Annotated in this window: 15 protein-coding genes; 4 read left to right on the top strand and 11 right to left on the bottom strand. The window is 70.8% G+C overall.

All coding sequences use genetic code 11. The features are described 5' to 3' along the window. Positions 1-32: 32 nt before the first annotated feature. From SSPS47_RS34900 to SSPS47_RS22855, 3 genes are all read right to left on the bottom strand, one after another. The gene (locus SSPS47_RS34900) at positions 33-206 is read right to left on the bottom strand and encodes a hypothetical protein (RefSeq protein WP_187280061.1); all 174 of its coding nucleotides are present in this window, start codon (positions 204-206) and stop codon (positions 33-35) included. Positions 207-349: 143 nt separating this feature from the next. Further along, positions 350-811: a molybdenum cofactor biosynthesis protein MoaE gene (locus tag SSPS47_RS22860; RefSeq protein ID WP_164252679.1), complete on the bottom strand. Its 462-nt coding sequence runs from the start codon at positions 809-811 to the stop codon at positions 350-352. A 328-nt stretch (positions 812-1,139) separates the two neighbouring features. After that, positions 1,140-2,252: an SDR family oxidoreductase gene (locus tag SSPS47_RS22855; RefSeq protein ID WP_164252678.1), complete on the bottom strand. Its 1,113-nt coding sequence runs from the start codon at positions 2,250-2,252 to the stop codon at positions 1,140-1,142. Between the two features lie 193 nt (positions 2,253-2,445). Between SSPS47_RS22855 and SSPS47_RS22850 the strand changes: the two genes are divergently transcribed. Continuing rightward, the gene (locus SSPS47_RS22850) at positions 2,446-3,948 is read left to right on the top strand and encodes a zinc-dependent metalloprotease (protein WP_164252677.1); all 1,503 of its coding nucleotides are present in this window, start codon (positions 2,446-2,448) and stop codon (positions 3,946-3,948) included. Then, positions 3,945-4,484, top strand: coding sequence for an NUDIX hydrolase (locus SSPS47_RS22845; RefSeq protein WP_164252676.1), 540 nt, complete (start codon positions 3,945-3,947; stop codon positions 4,482-4,484). The genes SSPS47_RS22850 and SSPS47_RS22845 overlap by 4 nt, the downstream gene beginning before the upstream one ends. Positions 4,485-4,571: 87 nt before the next feature. On the opposite strand, the gene SSPS47_RS22840 is transcribed toward SSPS47_RS22845, so the two are convergent. The 4 genes from SSPS47_RS22840 to SSPS47_RS22825 form a co-directional block, all read right to left on the bottom strand. Then, complete coding sequence (locus tag SSPS47_RS22840; RefSeq protein ID WP_164252675.1) at positions 4,572-5,330, bottom strand: AIM24 family protein; 759 nt, start codon at positions 5,328-5,330, stop codon at positions 4,572-4,574. Positions 5,331-5,346: 16 nt separating this feature from the next. Then, positions 5,347-6,027: an AIM24 family protein gene (locus tag SSPS47_RS22835; protein WP_164252674.1), complete on the bottom strand. Its 681-nt coding sequence runs from the start codon at positions 6,025-6,027 to the stop codon at positions 5,347-5,349. 13 nt (positions 6,028-6,040) lie between these two features. Then, entirely contained in the window at positions 6,041-7,705 is a 1,665-nt protein-coding gene (locus SSPS47_RS22830; protein ID WP_164252673.1) for a TerD family protein, read from the bottom strand. A gap of 112 nt (positions 7,706-7,817) precedes the next feature. Further along, positions 7,818-8,441 carry a M48 family metallopeptidase gene (locus tag SSPS47_RS22825; protein ID WP_164252672.1) on the bottom strand — a complete coding sequence of 208 codons (624 nt, stop codon included), beginning with the start codon at positions 8,439-8,441 and terminating at the stop codon, positions 7,818-7,820. Positions 8,442-8,627: 186 nt separating this feature from the next. Here SSPS47_RS22825 and SSPS47_RS22820 point away from each other — a divergent pair, with 186 nt between their 5' ends. Beyond that, on the top strand, positions 8,628-9,863 hold the full coding sequence (locus SSPS47_RS22820) for a ThiF family adenylyltransferase (RefSeq protein WP_164252671.1): 1,236 nt from the start codon (positions 8,628-8,630) through the stop codon (positions 9,861-9,863). Between the two features lie 41 nt (positions 9,864-9,904). Further along, positions 9,905-11,299, top strand: coding sequence for an AarF/ABC1/UbiB kinase family protein (locus SSPS47_RS22815; RefSeq protein ID WP_164252670.1), 1,395 nt, complete (start codon positions 9,905-9,907; stop codon positions 11,297-11,299). A 111-nt stretch (positions 11,300-11,410) separates the two neighbouring features. Here the strand turns inward: SSPS47_RS22815 and SSPS47_RS22810 are convergent, their stop codons facing one another. The 4 genes from SSPS47_RS22810 to SSPS47_RS22795 form a co-directional block, all read right to left on the bottom strand. Continuing rightward, entirely contained in the window at positions 11,411-11,734 is a 324-nt protein-coding gene (locus SSPS47_RS22810) for a hypothetical protein (protein ID WP_078075192.1), read from the bottom strand. Further along, positions 11,731-12,099, bottom strand: a complete 369-nt coding sequence (locus SSPS47_RS22805) for a WhiB family transcriptional regulator (RefSeq protein WP_078075193.1) — start codon at positions 12,097-12,099, stop codon at positions 11,731-11,733. Before SSPS47_RS22805 ends, SSPS47_RS22810 begins: the two co-directional genes overlap by 4 nt. 170 nt (positions 12,100-12,269) lie before the next feature. Then, positions 12,270-12,617 carry a hypothetical protein gene (locus tag SSPS47_RS22800; RefSeq protein ID WP_164252669.1) on the bottom strand — a complete coding sequence of 116 codons (348 nt, stop codon included), beginning with the start codon at positions 12,615-12,617 and terminating at the stop codon, positions 12,270-12,272. 154 nt (positions 12,618-12,771) lie between these two features. After that, positions 12,772-14,970: an ATP-dependent DNA helicase UvrD2 gene (locus SSPS47_RS22795; protein ID WP_164252668.1), complete on the bottom strand. Its 2,199-nt coding sequence runs from the start codon at positions 14,968-14,970 to the stop codon at positions 12,772-12,774. Between the last annotated feature and the right edge of the window lie 60 nt (positions 14,971-15,030).

The raw sequence follows: 15,030 nt of genomic DNA, 5'->3' as shown, positions 1-15,030 counted from the left end.
CGGTCCGTACGAGGCGGGTGTGACGGGGTGTCTCAGGCGGCGTCCGTCGTGCCGGGATCGGGCTTCGACATCGCGTCCCGGAAGCGCGCGTACCCGGCCAGTTCGGCCATGTCTCCGATGGTTCGGTTTCTTGAAACCCAGCTTCCCCATATCGCCGCGCCGACCGCGGCGAAGAGCGGAATCAGCAACCAGGCAAGCGCGGCCATTCCGACCTCCCTACCCAATGTGTGCGTGCAAACCGATGATCAGCAGATTAGCCATCCGCTGCTTCAACGCTCCGGGCAGGGATGCGGTTACGCAAATCGGGCCACACGGGAACAGAGGGCGACGGCGGAGTCCGGGAGGGGCGTCAGCAGGCTCCGACCCATTCCTCCGTACCGTCCGAGAATGTCTGGTGCTTCCAGATCGGCACCTCGTGCTTGAGGTCGTCGATCAGCCTGCGGCAGGCTTCGAAGGCCTCCGCGCGGTGCGGACAGGAGACCGCGACGACGACCGCCAGATCTCCCACGGCGAGGTCGCCCACACGGTGGACGGCCGCCAGCGCGCGTACGGGGAAGTCGGCGATCACCTTCTCGGCCACCCGGCGTAGTTCGGCCTCGGCGGAGGGATGGCAGGAGTATCCGAGGGCGTCCACGTCGGCGCCCCCGTCGTGGTTGCGGACCGTCCCGACGAACAGGGCGGTACCGCCCGCCGCGTCGTCCCCGACGGCCTGGAAGATCTCGTCGACGGACAGCGGGGTCTCTCGTATCGCCAGCAGCCGGACGGGGTCCTGTGCCGCGCTCTCGCCCGGATGCGCCTCGATGCGTGCCATGCGGCCCATCGTGCCGTACGGCACCGCCTTCACGTAATGGCGCGTTCGACCGGCCGCCGGGCCTGACGCTTGGAGCGTCCTACAGACCGGCCTCCTACGGAGAGCGACCGCCCCGGGCGGGCCCCGTTCCCGAAGATCCGCCGGACAGGCCCCAGGCCGAATCTTCAAAGTAGCGCCGTCCGCCCGCAGGGCGGGTCCGGCGGCGGCCGGTGCGGTGTGTCGCAAGGCGGAGGATCGGTCTCGTACCGGGCGTACTCGGCCGAGTCCGACAACGCGGCGAGGTGCCGTGCCGGGCGTCGCGGGCCAGGCGGGACTTTGAAGACACGGCCTAGAGGCGCCGGCGTGCCTTACGGGCGCGGCGTACCACCGCCGCCGCGCCGAGCAGGGCGACCGTCGCACCGGCGGCGCCGGCCGCCGTGGCGTCCTTGCGGCCGAGGCGCCGGCCCGCGACGGTGTGCCGGCCCTCCACCTCTTCGAGCAGCGCCCCGAGGACTTCCTCGTTCGTCCACCGGGGCCGCCAGCCCGCGTCGTGGAGACGGCTGACGCTGACCACCCAGGGATGCATCGTGTACGCGAGATCACCGGCCGGGGACGGTGTGAGGCCGATCCGGTGCAGCCGGGCGGCGGCGCCCAGGGCGACGGCGGACGGCAGCTCCATGCGGCGGATGCCGCTCAGCTCCTCGATCTCCTCCTGTTCGAGCCAGCCGTCGCAGCCGACCGCGAACTCTCCGTCGACCTTCTCCAGCGCCGCGTACTCCAGGGCGCTGACCAGGTCGTCCACGTGGCAGAACTGCCAGGTGGGCCGGGAGCCGGCCACGACCAGCAGCCGGGGTGACTCGAAGTAGCGGGTCAGGGCGGTGTCCGTGCCGCCGACGAGGACGGCGGGCCGTACGACCGTGACGTTCAGGCCGGGGTGCGCGCGCGGCGCCCGGCGTCCGAGCCGTTCGATCTCCAGCAGGTCGCCGACGCCCGTGGCCTCCGCGGTGGCGCGCAGCTCCGCGTCCTCCGACAGAGGGATGTCGTTGTCGGGCAGCGCCCCGTAGACCATGGCCGAGGTGCACAGGACGACCCGGTGCACCCCCGCGGCGGCGGCAGCGGTGAGCACGGTCTGGGTGCCCCGGACGTTGTACGCCGTACGGGCAGCCGCGTCCCGCTCCAGGTCCAGATCGAGGGCCAGGTGCACCACCACGTCCGCGCCGCGCAGCTTCTCGGCGATGACCGGATCCCGTACGTCGAGGATGTGCCACTGCGCCTCGCTCACCTCCCCGCGGCGCTCGTCGATCGCGACGACCTGCTTGATCTCCTCGGACGCCGCGAGGCGCCGGGTGAGCAGGTCTCCGACGCCGGAGGCGGCTCCGGTGACCGCGACGACGGGGCCGCGTGGCGGGGTGGGGGTTGAGCGGTTTCGCGCTGCGCGAACCTGTGGATCTGGGGAACTCACCGGGCGTCTCCAGCGGTTGTCTTCAGTACGGACGTGTATGACACGTACGTACCAGGTGGCGTCCATCCTGCCGCAGGCCAAGCGTTGGCGGAGCACCGAGCCCGGATGCGGGCTCGGATGTCTACGCTGGGTGGTGTTGTCGGGCAGTCGCTGTCGGCGGATAAGCCGGCGGCCCAACGAGCCGAGGAAACCCGTGAGTGACACCCCATTCGGATTCGGCCTTCCGCCGGAGGAGCCAGAGGACGGCGACGGCAAGAAGAACGGCCCTGCCGGAGGTGGTCAGGGTGCCGGCGGCCAGGGCGGAGGCAACCCCTTCTCGGGGTTCGGCTTCCCCGGTGGTCCGGGCGGTCCCGGCGGCGCGGGCGGGGACAACCCGTTCGCGGCGATGTTCGGATCGATGAATCCGAACGACCTGGGCGCGGCCTTCCAGCAGCTGGGCCAGATGCTGAGCTACGAGGGCGGTCCCGTGAACTGGGACATGGCCAAGCAGATCGCCCGCCGGCAGGTCTCGCAGGGCACGCCCGACGGCACGAGGGACGCCAGCGTGAGCCCCGGCGAGCGGACCGCTGTCGAGGAGGCCGTCCGCCTCGCCGATGTCTGGCTGGACGCCGTGACGTCCCTGCCGTCCGGTGCGGGCTCGACCGTGGCGTGGAGCCGCGCCGAGTGGGTCGAGGCGACTCTCCCCGCGTGGCAGCAGCTCGTCGACCCGGTGGCCGAGCGGGTGGGCGCCGCCATGAGCGACGTGCTGCCCGAGGAGATGCAGGCCATGGCGGGCCCGCTGATCGGCATGATGCGCTCCATGGGAGGCGCCATGTTCGGCCAGCAGATCGGGCAGGCCGTGGGCGTGCTCGCGGGCGAGGTGGTCGGTTCGACGGACATCGGGCTGCCGCTTGGCCCGGCCGGCAAGGCCGCGCTGCTCCCGCTGAACATCGCGACCTTCGGTAAGGACCTCGGTGTCCCGCAGGACGAGGTGCGGCTGTATCTGGCCCTGCGCGAGGCCGCCCACCAGCGGCTCTTCGCCCATGTGCCATGGCTGCGGTCGCATCTGTTCGGCGCCGTCGAGGGGTACGCGCGGGGCATCAAGGTCGACTCGTCCAAGCTGGAGGACGCCGTCAGCCAGCTCGACCCGTCGAACCCCGAGCAGCTTCAGGAAGCGCTTCAGCAGGGCATGTTCCAGCCGGAGGACACGGTCGAGCAGAAGGCCGCCCTGGCCCGTCTGGAGACGGCGCTGGCGCTGGTGGAGGGCTGGGTGGACGCGGTGGTGCACGAGGCCGCCAAGACCCGTCTGACGTCGGCGGACGCGCTGCGCGAGACGCTGCGCAGGCGGCGCGCTTCCGGCGGTCCGGCCGAACAGACCTTCGCCACCCTCATCGGCCTCCAGCTGCGCCCCAGGCGCCTTCGGGACGCCTCCCGGCTCTGGGCGTCGCTCACGGACGCGCGGGGCGTGGACGGCCGCGACGGGCTGTGGGAGCACCCCGACAACCTGCCGACGGCCTCCGACCTGGACGACCCGGACGGCTTCGTCCACCACGAGCACGCGGACTTCTCCGAGCTGGACAAGCTGCTCGGCGAGGCGGCGGGCGGCAAGCCCAAGCTGGAGAAGGACCCCGGCACCGACGGGCGTGACGCGGGCGACACGGACGGCAAGGACGGCAAGGGCACGGACGACGAGGGCAAGGACGACGGCGCCAAGTGAGCCTGCACGACGACGCCGTCGGCGTACTGGAGACGTACGACGGCCAGGACGAGCTGCGCCGGATCTATCTGGAGCATCTGGCGGCCCGTCCGGACGGGATGTGGAAGTCCTGCGAGGCGGGGCATGTCACGGCGAGCGCTCTGGTGATCGACCCGGAGCGGGAGAGTGTCCTGCTGACCCTTCACAAGAAGCTGGGCAGGTGGCTCCAGATGGGCGGGCACTGCGAGCCCGGGGACGCCTCGCTCGCCGCCGCGGCGCTGCGTGAAGCCACGGAGGAGTCCGGGATCCCGGGACTGACACTGCTGCCCGGCGGGCCCGTACAGCTCGACCGGCACGCGATTCCGGCGCCCTGCCACTGGCATCTGGATGTCCAGTACGCGGCGCTGGCGCCGGCCGGCGCGGTGGAGGAGATCAGCGAGGAGTCACTGGATCTGCGCTGGTTCGCCTACGACGAGGTGGCGGCGGTCGCCGACGGGTCGGTCGTACGGCTCTTGGAGCGCACGCGCGCGGTGCTCGCGGCAGGGGTGAGCGGCTGACGCGCCCGGCGGGACCGAGCAGGGGCGGCCTCCGAGGAGACCGCCCCTGAAGCCCGAGAGACGGACGAGGAGCCGGAAGGGCCTCGGTCAGCGGTTCCAGACGTTGTTCTGGTTCTGCGCGTGGGCACCCTGCTGGCCCACGCCGAACTGCGCACGCGCGCCCTGACCGATCTCCGCGTTCTGCGGCGGCATGACCTCACTGGGCTGCACGAGCGCGAAGCCCTGGCCGAGGAAGCTCAGCTCCCAACCCTCTCCGGTGTTGCCGCGCCTGCGCCGTACGCCCGACGAGTGCGTCTGTGCCTGCATCTGCACCCGCAGCGCGGAGGACCACGCCACGATCGCGTCGGCGTCCACGTTGACGTACTTTTCCGGCGTCACGTGCATCATCAGCGGCTGCCCGGACGTCATCAGGGCGACCTTGCCCCGGCCCGAGATGTTGAGCTGGTACTTGCCGGAGCCCGAGATGCCGTACTGGCTGTCCACCGCGATGACCTCGATGTGCAGCGTGGAGTCGAGCGCCAGGACATAGGCGCTGTCGACGGTCATGCCCTCCTGGTCGACGTCCACGACGTGCACGTGCTGCGCGAGGTTGGCGAAGTAGACAGTGCCCTGACCCGAGCAGCGCATCAGGTCCAGGCCCTCGCCGGTGTTGGCCCTGGCGCGCCGCTGCCCCGGCGACTGGTACTCCCCGTCGAAGTCGATGAGTCCCTGGTAGGCGACCATCGCGCCCTTACGGGCGAGGACGTCGTCGTGACCGGTGAGCGCGACCCGCAGCAGCTGCGGGTTCTGTACGGCGTAACGGTCCTGGGACTGCGTTTCCGCGAGTCCGAAAAGCGGGCTCTGCATGATGTTCCCCTCCCCCTCAGCCCCGGATCCGCAGGCGGTCGGTGCTGTCCTCGCTCGGTTGTACGACGACGAGGCCCTGGCCCGAGAAGGCCATCTGGTAGGCCTCCCCGCTGCCCCGCCCGACGAGCGACGAGGCCTTGAAGCTCCGCTTGCCCTTCACCTTGAGCCCGGGTGACCAGGCGACAAGCGCGTCGGGGTCGACGTACGTCTCGTCCTCACCACGGCCGCAGTCGACGACGATCGGCGTGCCGCGCGAGGTCAGCGCGACCCAGCCGGTGCCGCCGACCGTGACGTTCCACAGCCCCTGCCCGGCGAACTTGGCCAGCCCCTTCACCTTCTCGACGCCCCACTGGAGGTGCGCGTCGAAGGCCAGCAGGTTGGTGCCGTTGACGGAGATCGAGTCGTTGTCGAGATTGATGACGACGACGTCGGCGCCGTAGTCGGCGAGGTAGAGCAGGCCGTCTCCGGCGCACTTCATGATCGGTGTGCCCTCGCCCGTCACCCACTGGCCGGCGATCTGGCGCACGGCGGGCGGATTGGGCTCGTACTGCACGAAGCCCTCGTACGCGACCATCGAGCCGGTGCGCGCGTAGAGGTCCTGCCCACTGGCCATGGCGACCTTGAGCATCGTGCGGCCGTGGTTCTCCATCCGGGCCGTGACGGGGGTCGGGGCGAAGCCCGCGAGTTGCTGGTTCATGTGCCGGGCTCCCTCAGACCTCGTACGGCTGGACGACGATGAAGTTTCCGGGGGCTCCCCGGAACTGGAGGTTCACGGTCTCTCCGCTGTGCCCGGGATACGCGTTGCGGCGCAGCCGGACCTGGCTGGAGAGGATCACCTGGGACGCGGCGGACCAGGCGACGACGGCGTTGCTGTCGGCGAAGGTCGTGGGCGTGACCGGCAGGACGACGGGGACTCCGTGAGTCTTCACGACGACGGTCCCGGTGCCCTGGAACAGCATGGTGAACAGGGCTCCACCGGGGATGCCGTGGCCCTCGATACGACGGACCTCGTACTGAAGGGACTCGTCGAAGGCGAGGACGTTCTCCGCGGAGACACAGATTCCGTCGCCCTGGAGTTCGATCGGGTGCAGATGCGAGGTCTCCTCGGCGAGGAAGACCTGGCCCCGGCCGGAGCAGCGCATCAGCTGCATCTCCTGCCCGGTCGCGTTACCGACGATGCGGCCGGCGAAACCGGCGCCCTTGTAACCGAAGTCGACCTTGCCCTGGTACATGACCATGCTGCCCTGGCGGGCGAGTACGGACGCGCCGCCCATGGCCAGGTCGACCCGCATGAGCTGCTGGTTCTGCGGGGTCCAGCGCTGGCCGGTGGCCGCCTCGCGGTACGGCTGGAGCGCCGCCTGGAGACCGGCTCCGGCCTGCTGGCCAGGCTGCGGCATGCCGGGGGGCGGTGCCCCCTGGGGCTGACCTCCGTACGGAGGCGGAGTCGGCTGCCCGTACGGAGCGGGCGCGCCGGGCGGCTGGCCCTGACCGGGGAACTGGCCGGAAAGCTGACCGGGCGGCTGGCCCGGCGGCGCCTGCCCCGACGCCTGGCCGGGGAGCTGGCCGAACTGCGGCTGCTGCGGGGCCTGCGGCTGGCCGGGCTGCGCGTACGGCGACGGCGCGGGCGGCGGGGCCATGGGCGCGGCGACGGTCGGCGCACCGTGCATCGGGTGGGGAGCGGGTGGCGGGGCCGGGGCCTGCGGCGGTGCGCCGAACGACGGCGCGGGCTGCGGGGCCTGCGGCGCGGCCGGGGCTCCGAAGGCCGGAGCGGGCGCGGGACCACCGGGCGGCGGGGCGAACCCGGGCGCGGCTCCACCGGAGGGCTGCTGGGCGGCGGCCGGCTCCTCCTCGGCGACCTCGCCGCCGAAGTTCTTCAGCAGTGCGTCGAGACCGCCGTCGAAGCCCTGGCCGACCGCGGCGAACCGCCAGACGTCCTTCAGATAGAAGTCTCCGAGCATCACCGCGCGCTCGGTGGTGAACTCCGAGCCGGTGAACGCGTATCGGACGACTTCTTCGCCGCCCGCGACTATCCGGATGTATCCGGGGCCCACTTGGGACATCTGTCCGGCGCCGTCGATGGTGGCGGTGAAGGAGAGCCGCTGGATGTTCGCGGGAATGCGGTCGAGCGTTACCCGGAATGACTCGGTGTCCCCGGACTGGGCGCCCAGCAACTGGACTGATTCCTCGGGAGACTTCGGCTGATTGAAGAAGATGAAATACCGGTCGTCCGAGAGCTGTTCATTGGCGTCGAGGCCGAAACAGCTGATGTCGAACGTCAAGCCGGGTGCCGCGATCTGCACACCTACGTACAGATCCGTCCCCTGCGTGAGGTCACTGATCTTGGCCTTGTGGCCGCGTTGGAATTCCCTCGCCATGCGTAACGACCGTCCCCCATCCCGAGCTGAACACGTCGCGTCAGGCTAACGGCTGAGTACGAGTTTGGGCCAAGTCGGTACAGATTCGGTACACGATCGGCGAGGGGCGTCGTCACTCTCCGGGGGCGGAAGGCAGATGGGGCAGCCGCTCGCCGGCGACGACGCCCTCGAGGTAGCCGCGGGCCCTTTCGGTGCGCGGATACGCCTCCAGCAGCTTCCAGAAACTCGGGCCGTGTCCGGGCACGAGCAGGTGCGCGAGTTCGTGCACGAGCACGTAGTCGACGACGTACTCCGGCATGCCCTGGAGCCGGTGGGACAGGCGGATACTGCCCTCTGCCGGGGTACAGGAGCCCCAGCGGGTGTTCTGGTTGGTGACCCACCTGACGGACGCGGGGCGGGCCCGACCCTCGAAATACTGCTCGGACAGCCGCTTGGCCCGGTCGGTCAGATCGCCGTCGCCGAGGATGCGCTTGCTCTCCTGCGCGGCGAGCTTGTCGAGCATCACCGTCACCCAGCGCTGCTCCTCGGCCTCGGACATCCTGGCCGGAATGAGCACGATGGTGCGGTCGCCCTCGCGGTAGGCCGAGACCGTTCTGTTGCGCCGGGCGCTCCTGCGGACCTCGACAGCACTGGTCGCCGGGCCGCGCTGCGGACGGCCGGTCACGCTGCGCTCTTCACTTCCGGCGCTGTGCGGTGGGGATTCCCCCGCAACGCGAGGGGAAGGGTCGGCGGACACGTCTCGACGTTACCCGCTGTCAGTGGGGGACGTCCCGTCGTGGGAACCCTTTGATCTTGATCCACTCCATGCACCCGTCATTTGAACGGCTAATTCCCCATGCCTGTGGATAACTCTTCGCATCTCTCACCAGTTCCCTGCATTCTGGATTCCGATCACGGGACAGGCACACGGGGGGAGACGAATATGCATCCAATGGTGAAGCCCGCGTTGCGCCGGGCCTGGCGGGAGCGGCAGACGGTGCAGTTCGGAATCACGCCCGCGCACGCGGTGGTGGTGGGCCCTGTCGATACGGCGACGGGAAGTTTTCTCGATCTGCTCGACGGCACGAGAGGACTTCCGCTGCTGCGCGAGGAAGCGCGGACGATGGGATTGCCGGACGGCAAGGCGGACGCGCTCGTGGACCGGCTCGCCTCGGCCGGGCTGCTGGACGACAGCACGGCGGGCGGGCGGGCCGCCGAAGCGTTACGGAATCGAAAGGTCGAGCTGGACCGGTTGCGCGCGGATCTGGCGTCACTGTCCGTCACCCACCGTGAGCCGGGTGCGGCGATGGACCGGCTCGCGGCGCGGCGCACCATGCGCGTCCAGGTGCGCGGAGCGGGCCGCGTCGGCGCCGCCGTCGCCTCGGCGCTCTCGGCCGCCGGGGTGGGCCGGGTGGATGTGCTGGACAGCGGGATCGCCGAGGCATGGGACGTGGCGCCGGGCGGGCTGCCCGCGGAGTCGGTGGGTGAGCGCAGAGAAGTGGCGGCGCGGCATCTGGTGCGCCGCTCGGCACCGACCCGGGCCGGCAGAGCGGGGTCCGGTGCGGGCGGGGCGGAGAGCGAAGCCGTCGACGACTGGTCGGCGGGCGGGCGGGTGGCCGAGAAGCCCGAGCGCGCCGACGAGCGGGCGGCGCGGGCGAGCGTCGGCGGCGGGGCGGGGCTGTCGCTGGTGGTCGTCGCGCCACGGGACGGGCTCGCGGCCTACGCGCCGGATCCGGCGTCCGCCGAGCGCTGGATCGCCACCGGGACTCCCCATCTCTACGCGGGAGTTGTCGAGGCCACGGGTGTGGTGGGTCCACTGGTGCTCCCCGGCGGCACGGCGTGCGCGGGCTGTCTGACCGAGGAGCGGGTCGGCCGGGAGCCGGGATGGCCGCTCATGCTCGCCCAGTGGCGGTCGGGCCGCCGGGCGTCTGTCACCCCGGCCTGTGACCTGGGTCTCGCCACGACCGTGGCCGGTCTCACCACCGCCCACGCGCTGTCCTTCCTGGACGGCGAGCTGCCGGCGAGCACGGGTGCGCGCTGGGAGATCACCCAGCCCCTGCTCGACTGGCGTTCCGAGCGGATCGTGCCGCATCCGGCCTGCCCCTGTGGGGCCGCCGGAGAAGCTGAGGGAGAGGGCATGACCGCGCCCGGGGCGCCGCACGACACAATGGTGCGGTAACCGCCATAGGCGGCCCGGCTGTCTGGGAATTGGAGGGGCGTATGTCTGATCTTCCCCGGAAGGCGGTCACTCGAACTGCCAAGTTGGCCGCGCTGCCACTGGGGTTCGCCGGTCGTGCCACGTGGGGTCTCGGCAAGCGGATCGGCGGCAAGTCCGCGGAGATCGTCGGCCGCGAGCTCCAGCAGCGCACGGCGGACCAGCTCTTCAAGGTGCTCGGTGAGCTCAAGGGCGGGGCCATGAAGTTCGGCCAGGCGCTGTCCGTCTTCGAGTCCGCGCTGCCCGAGGAGGTGGCGGGGCCGTATCGGGCTGCGCTCACCAAGCTCCAGGAGGCGGCCCCTCCGATGCCGACGAGCACGGTGCACAAGGTGCTGGCGGAGCGGCTCGGCGAGGACTGGCGTGAGCTGTTCCTGGAGTTCGAGGAGAGGCCGTCGGCCGCCGCCTCGATCGGCCAGGTGCACCGGGCGGTGTGGCACGACGGGCGGGATGTGGCCGTCAAGGTCCAGTACCCGGGCGCCGGTGAGGCGCTGCTGTCCGACCTCGCGCAGCTGAGCCGGTTCGCTCGGCTGCTGGGTCCGCTGATCCCGGGCATGGATGTGAAGCCCCTGATCACGGAGTTGCGCGACCGGGTGTCGGAGGAGCTGGACTACGAGTTGGAGGCGCGGGCCCAGCGGGAGCACGCGGAGGAGTTCGCGGACGATCCCGATGTGGTGGTGCCCGGCGTGGTGCACCAGTGCGAGCAGGTGCTGGTCACGGAGTGGATCGACGGCATACCGATGGCGGATGTGATCGCCGACGGCACCGACGAGCAGCGCGACCGCGCGGGCCAGCTGCTGGCGCGTTTCCTCTTCTCGGGCCCGGCCCGTACGGGGCTGCTGCACGCGGATCCGCACCCGGGCAACTTCCGCCTGCTGCCGCCCGCCGACGCCGGGGACGACGGTATGGAGGCCGACGGTGAAATGCGGCTCGGTGTGCTGGACTTCGGCACCGTGGACCGGCTGCCGGGCGGACTGCCGGAGACGATCGGCGAGTCGCTGCGGCTGACGCTGGAGGGCGACGCCGAGGCGGTGTACGAACTGCTGTGCGCGGAGGGCTTCGTCAAGGAGTCGATCGATCTCGACCCCGACGCGGTGCTGGAGTATCTGGTGCCGATCATCGAGCCGGCGGAGGCGGAAGTGTTCACCTTCAGTCGCGGCTGGATGCGCACCCAGGCGGCTCGGATAGCCGATCCGCGCTCCCCTGCCCATCAATTGGGGAAGCAGTTGAATCTGCCGCCCGCCTATCTGCTGATCCACCGCGTCACGCTGAGCACGATCGGGGTGCTGTGCCAGCTCAACGCCACGGTGCGGCTGCGCGAGGAGCTGGAGGGGTGGCTGCCCGGCTTCCTGCCGGAGGAGTACGCGTACGAGGAGGAGCCCGAGGTCGAGGCGGGCGCCTGACACCCGGGGGCGCGGCGGCGGCGAACGCGCCGCGGGGGCCGGTCCTTGAGGACCGGCCCCCGCGTCAGAAGCGTTTGGAGCCTGTGGCGTTGTGGCGCCCGGCCGTGGCGGTCAGTGCATGACCGCCATGGCCAGCGCGCGGCGGGCGCGCATCGACACGCGCTCGGCGCGGCGCTGCATCCGCCGAGCGGCGACCAGGCGCACGGCCTGGCGTTCCGCGTCGGCTTCACGCAGGCGCTCGCTCATATGCGCGCGTGCCATGGCTTCTGGAATGAGTTGCATCTCGCGGGTCCTGTTCTGACGCGAGTCGCTCGCGCCGGTGGTACTGACAGCTGTGGTGGCGGAGCCGGACGGCTCGCGCAGGGAAGAGGTCATCGGGGCCTGCTTCTTGGGATCGTGCGTGAAAGGGCGGTCGATGGTGCCGGTGGCGTTCATGCCGCGACCGGGTTCTTGCGCGGACGGCCACGGGGCCGCTTGCGGGCAACCACCACGCCCTGGATGAAGAGTTCGCCGCCCCAGACACCCCACGGCTCACGCCGCTCCTTGGCGCCGGCGAGGCATGCCTCCATCAGCGGGCAGGTGCGGCAGAGGGACTTGGCGTACTCGACGTCGGCCGGGGACTCCGCGAAGAAGACCTCCGGGTCGTAGGCACGGCACGGCACGGGTACGCCCAGGTTCTCGATGGCGTCGTCGAGCGCGGTGAGCGCGGTGAGCGGGGTCAAGGCGGAGTCCTCCGTGAGGCCGGGCGGGGTGATCGTTTCGGAAGGCGGTACGGACGGGGCGTGCGCTTCGAGTTGCACGGTGGTGTCTTCCTCGTCTGTTCGGTCCGGCCTGTTGGCCAGGTGTCGGCTGGTACCGGGTGGTTCTCTTCCCGAGGCCCCTTCGCTCCGCCCGTCCCGTTCGGGACAAACAGAAGGGCCGCGGATCCCGGGTGGGGTTCCGCGGCCCTGAAGGCGCCGGCCTGATCGAATCAGGCTGGATCACTCCAGGGTTCAGGCCCACGGAAGGCCCACATCGTGTGGTGCTGCTGCGTCTGCTTCTTGGCTTCCGCACCGGCTGCGGCGACCGCACAGGCCTTGGCCTCTGCCGCTGCTACTTCTGCCGCCAGTGCCTTGGTCGGTCGCTCATTGCCGCCCGTGACAGGAAGAGCCACAGGGTTGATCCGGCCGGCGCGGGCGCCCGACAGACCGGTGGCGGCGAACGGAGCTCCCTCAGTGGCGAGCAGTCCGGACAGCGAAACGTCGAACGAGCAGGCGGAGACGACCGAGCGATCGGTCAATTTGGCGGTGCTGACGAAGCTGCTGGTGATGCTGATCACTGAAATCGCCTCCTCTCGGCGTATCGAAATCCGGATACCACTTCGGACAAGTAGAGCACGGGGACAGGGCTTCGAAGAAGCCCGCTGTTCCCGTGGTTAAGAACCTATGGTGATTCGCGGGGCGCGCGCAAACTATTTTCTCGACGAGTTTGTATCAGCTCTCCTCGTCCTCCCCGACAGGCTCCTCACCTGCGCAGATGGCGAGGACATCGGCTCCGAACCGCTCCAGCTTACGGCCGCCGACACCCGAGATCCGGGAGAGCTCGCCGTCGTCGCCCGGCACGGACTCGGCGATCGCCATCAGCGTCTTGTCGGTGAACACGCAGTAGGCGGGCTGCCCCAGTTGTTTCGCCTGGTCCGAGCGCCACTCGCGCAGCCGCTCGTACAGCCCCTCGTCCATGTCCGACGGGCAGCCCTCGCAGCGCATCAGCTTCATCTCGCCCGCGTCCGTCAGCGTCGTGCCGCAGACACGGCACAGCACCGGGCCGCGCCGCTTGCGCCGGCCGCCGCGCTCGGACGCGCCGCCCCCCGACGCGCCCGCGCCGCGTCCCGGGGCGGACGACCCCGGCCGCAGACCGCTCAGGAAGCGGGTGGGGCGCCGGGAGGCCCGGCCGCCGGGGGCCCTGGAGAGCGCCCACGACAGGGAGATGTGCAGCCGGGCGCGGGTGACCCCGACATAGAGGAGCCTGCGCTCCTCCTCGACCTGCTCGTCGGTCTTGGCGTACGTGATCGGCATCATGCCCTCGGTCAGGCCGACCAGGAACACGGCGTCCCACTCCAGACCCTTGGCCGCGTGGAGCGAGGCGAGGGTGACGCCCTGGACAGTCGGGGCGTGCTGGGCCGCGGCGCGCTCGTCCAGCTCGGTCACCAGATCGCCGAGGGTCGCCTCCGGCCTGGCCCGTACGAAGTCCTCGGCGAGGCGAACGAGGGCCGCCAGCGACTCCCAGCGGTCCCGCACGGCGCCCGAGCCCGTGGGCGGTTCGGTGGTCCAGCCCTTGGTGGAGAGCACGGCCCGCACCTGGGACGGCAGGTCGACCACGTCGTCGAGCAGGGAGTCGTTCCCGCCGAAGCGTGCCGCGCCGCGCAGCGCGGCTCCCGCCTCCCGTACCTCCTGGCGCTCGAAGAACCGCTCCGCGCCCCGGAGTTGGTAGGGCACCCCCGCGTCGGCGAGAGCCTGTTCGTAGACCTCCGACTGGGCGTTGATCCGGTACAGGACGGCGATCTCGCCGGCGGGAACGCCCGCCGCGACGAGGTCGCGGATCCGGCGCGCGGTGCCCTCGGCCTCGGCCGGTTCGTCCGCGTACTCCGTGTAGACGGGCTCGGGGCCCGCGTCGCGCTGGGAGATCAGTTCCAGCCGGTGTTCGGCGGCGCGTCCACTGGCTTGATTGAGCAGGCCGTTGGCCAGGTGCACGACCTGAGGGGTGGAGCGGTAGTCCCGGACCAGCTTCACCATCGTCGCGCTCGGGTGGCGGGTGCGGAAGTTCAGCAGGTGGTCCGGGGTGGCGCCGGTGAACGAGTAGATCGTCTGGCTGGCGTCGCCGACGACGCAGAGATTCTCCCGGTCACCCATCCACAGTTCGAGAAGCCGCTGCTGGAGCGGGCTCACGTCCTGGTACTCGTCCACCACGAAGTGCTGGTACTGGCCGCGGATCTGGTCGGCGATGTCGTGCCGGTCCTGGAGGATGCCGACGGTGAGCAGCAGGACGTCCTCGAAGTCGATCACCGACCTGTCCCGTTTCAGCTGTTCGTACATCGCGTAGATCTGGCCGATTTCCGCCGGGTCGCGCGGGGCGTCGCGGTGCGACTTGGCCACGGCGGCCGGATAGTCGGCGGGCACGGTCTGGGTGACCTTGGCCCACTCGATCTCGCCGGTGACGTCCCTCAACTCGTTGCGGTCGAGCCGGATCCGGCAGCGGGCCGCCGACTCCGCGACCAGCTGGACCTTGCGCTCCAGCAGGCGGGGCAGCTCACCGCCGACCACCTTGGGCCAGAAGTACTGGAGCTGGCGCAGTGCCGCCGAGTGGAACGTACGCGCCTGGACACCGCCGGCTCCGAGCTGGCGCAGCCGTCCGCGCATCTCCCCCGCCGCACGGTTGGTGAAGGTGACGGCGAGCACGCTGGTGGGCTGGAGGATCCCGGCCCGCACGCCGTACGCGATCCGGTGGGTGATCGCGCGCGTCTTGCCCGTGCCGGCACCGGCCAGCACGCACACCGGACCGTGCAGCGCCGTCGCGACCTCGCGCTGCTCGGGGTCGAGCCCGTCGAGCACCGCGTCGGCGTCGCGAGGCGGAGCCACGATCTGGCTGCCGTCGGAATCCTGCGGGAAGAGTGAGGAGTGCGTTGCTGCTGTCACCCCGCCATGCTGCCAGGTCCCGTGAGGCTGGTGCTGCACTTGTCCACAGGGGAGTCACGC

The sequence above is a fragment of the Streptomyces sp. S4.7 genome, from assembly GCF_010384365.1.
Lineage (GTDB): Bacteria > Actinomycetota > Actinomycetes > Streptomycetales > Streptomycetaceae > Streptomyces.
This window is presented reverse-complemented; position numbering and strand designations above follow the sequence as displayed.

Bases quoted from the DNA above. Each gene is read 5' to 3' on its own strand.
- SSPS47_RS22835 (WP_164252674.1), bottom strand. From the start codon at position 6,027: ATGAACCAGCAACTCGCGGGCTTCGCCCCGACCCCCGTCACGGCCCGG.
- SSPS47_RS22840 (WP_164252675.1), bottom strand. From the start codon at position 5,330: ATGCAGAGCCCGCTTTTCGGACTCGCGGAAACGCAGTCCCAGGACCGT.
- SSPS47_RS34900 (WP_187280061.1), bottom strand. From the start codon at position 206: ATGGCCGCGCTTGCCTGGTTGCTGATTCCGCTCTTCGCCGCGGTCGGC.
- SSPS47_RS22815 (WP_164252670.1), top strand. From the start codon at position 9,905: ATGTCTGATCTTCCCCGGAAGGCGGTCACTCGAACTGCCAAGTTGGCC.
- SSPS47_RS22860 (WP_164252679.1), bottom strand. From the start codon at position 811: ATGGCACGCATCGAGGCGCATCCGGGCGAGAGCGCGGCACAGGACCCC.
- SSPS47_RS22830 (WP_164252673.1), bottom strand. From the start codon at position 7,705: ATGGCGAGGGAATTCCAACGCGGCCACAAGGCCAAGATCAGTGACCTC.
- SSPS47_RS22810 (WP_078075192.1), bottom strand. From the start codon at position 11,734: ATGAACGCCACCGGCACCATCGACCGCCCTTTCACGCACGATCCCAAG.
- SSPS47_RS22820 (WP_164252671.1), top strand. From the start codon at position 8,628: ATGCATCCAATGGTGAAGCCCGCGTTGCGCCGGGCCTGGCGGGAGCGG.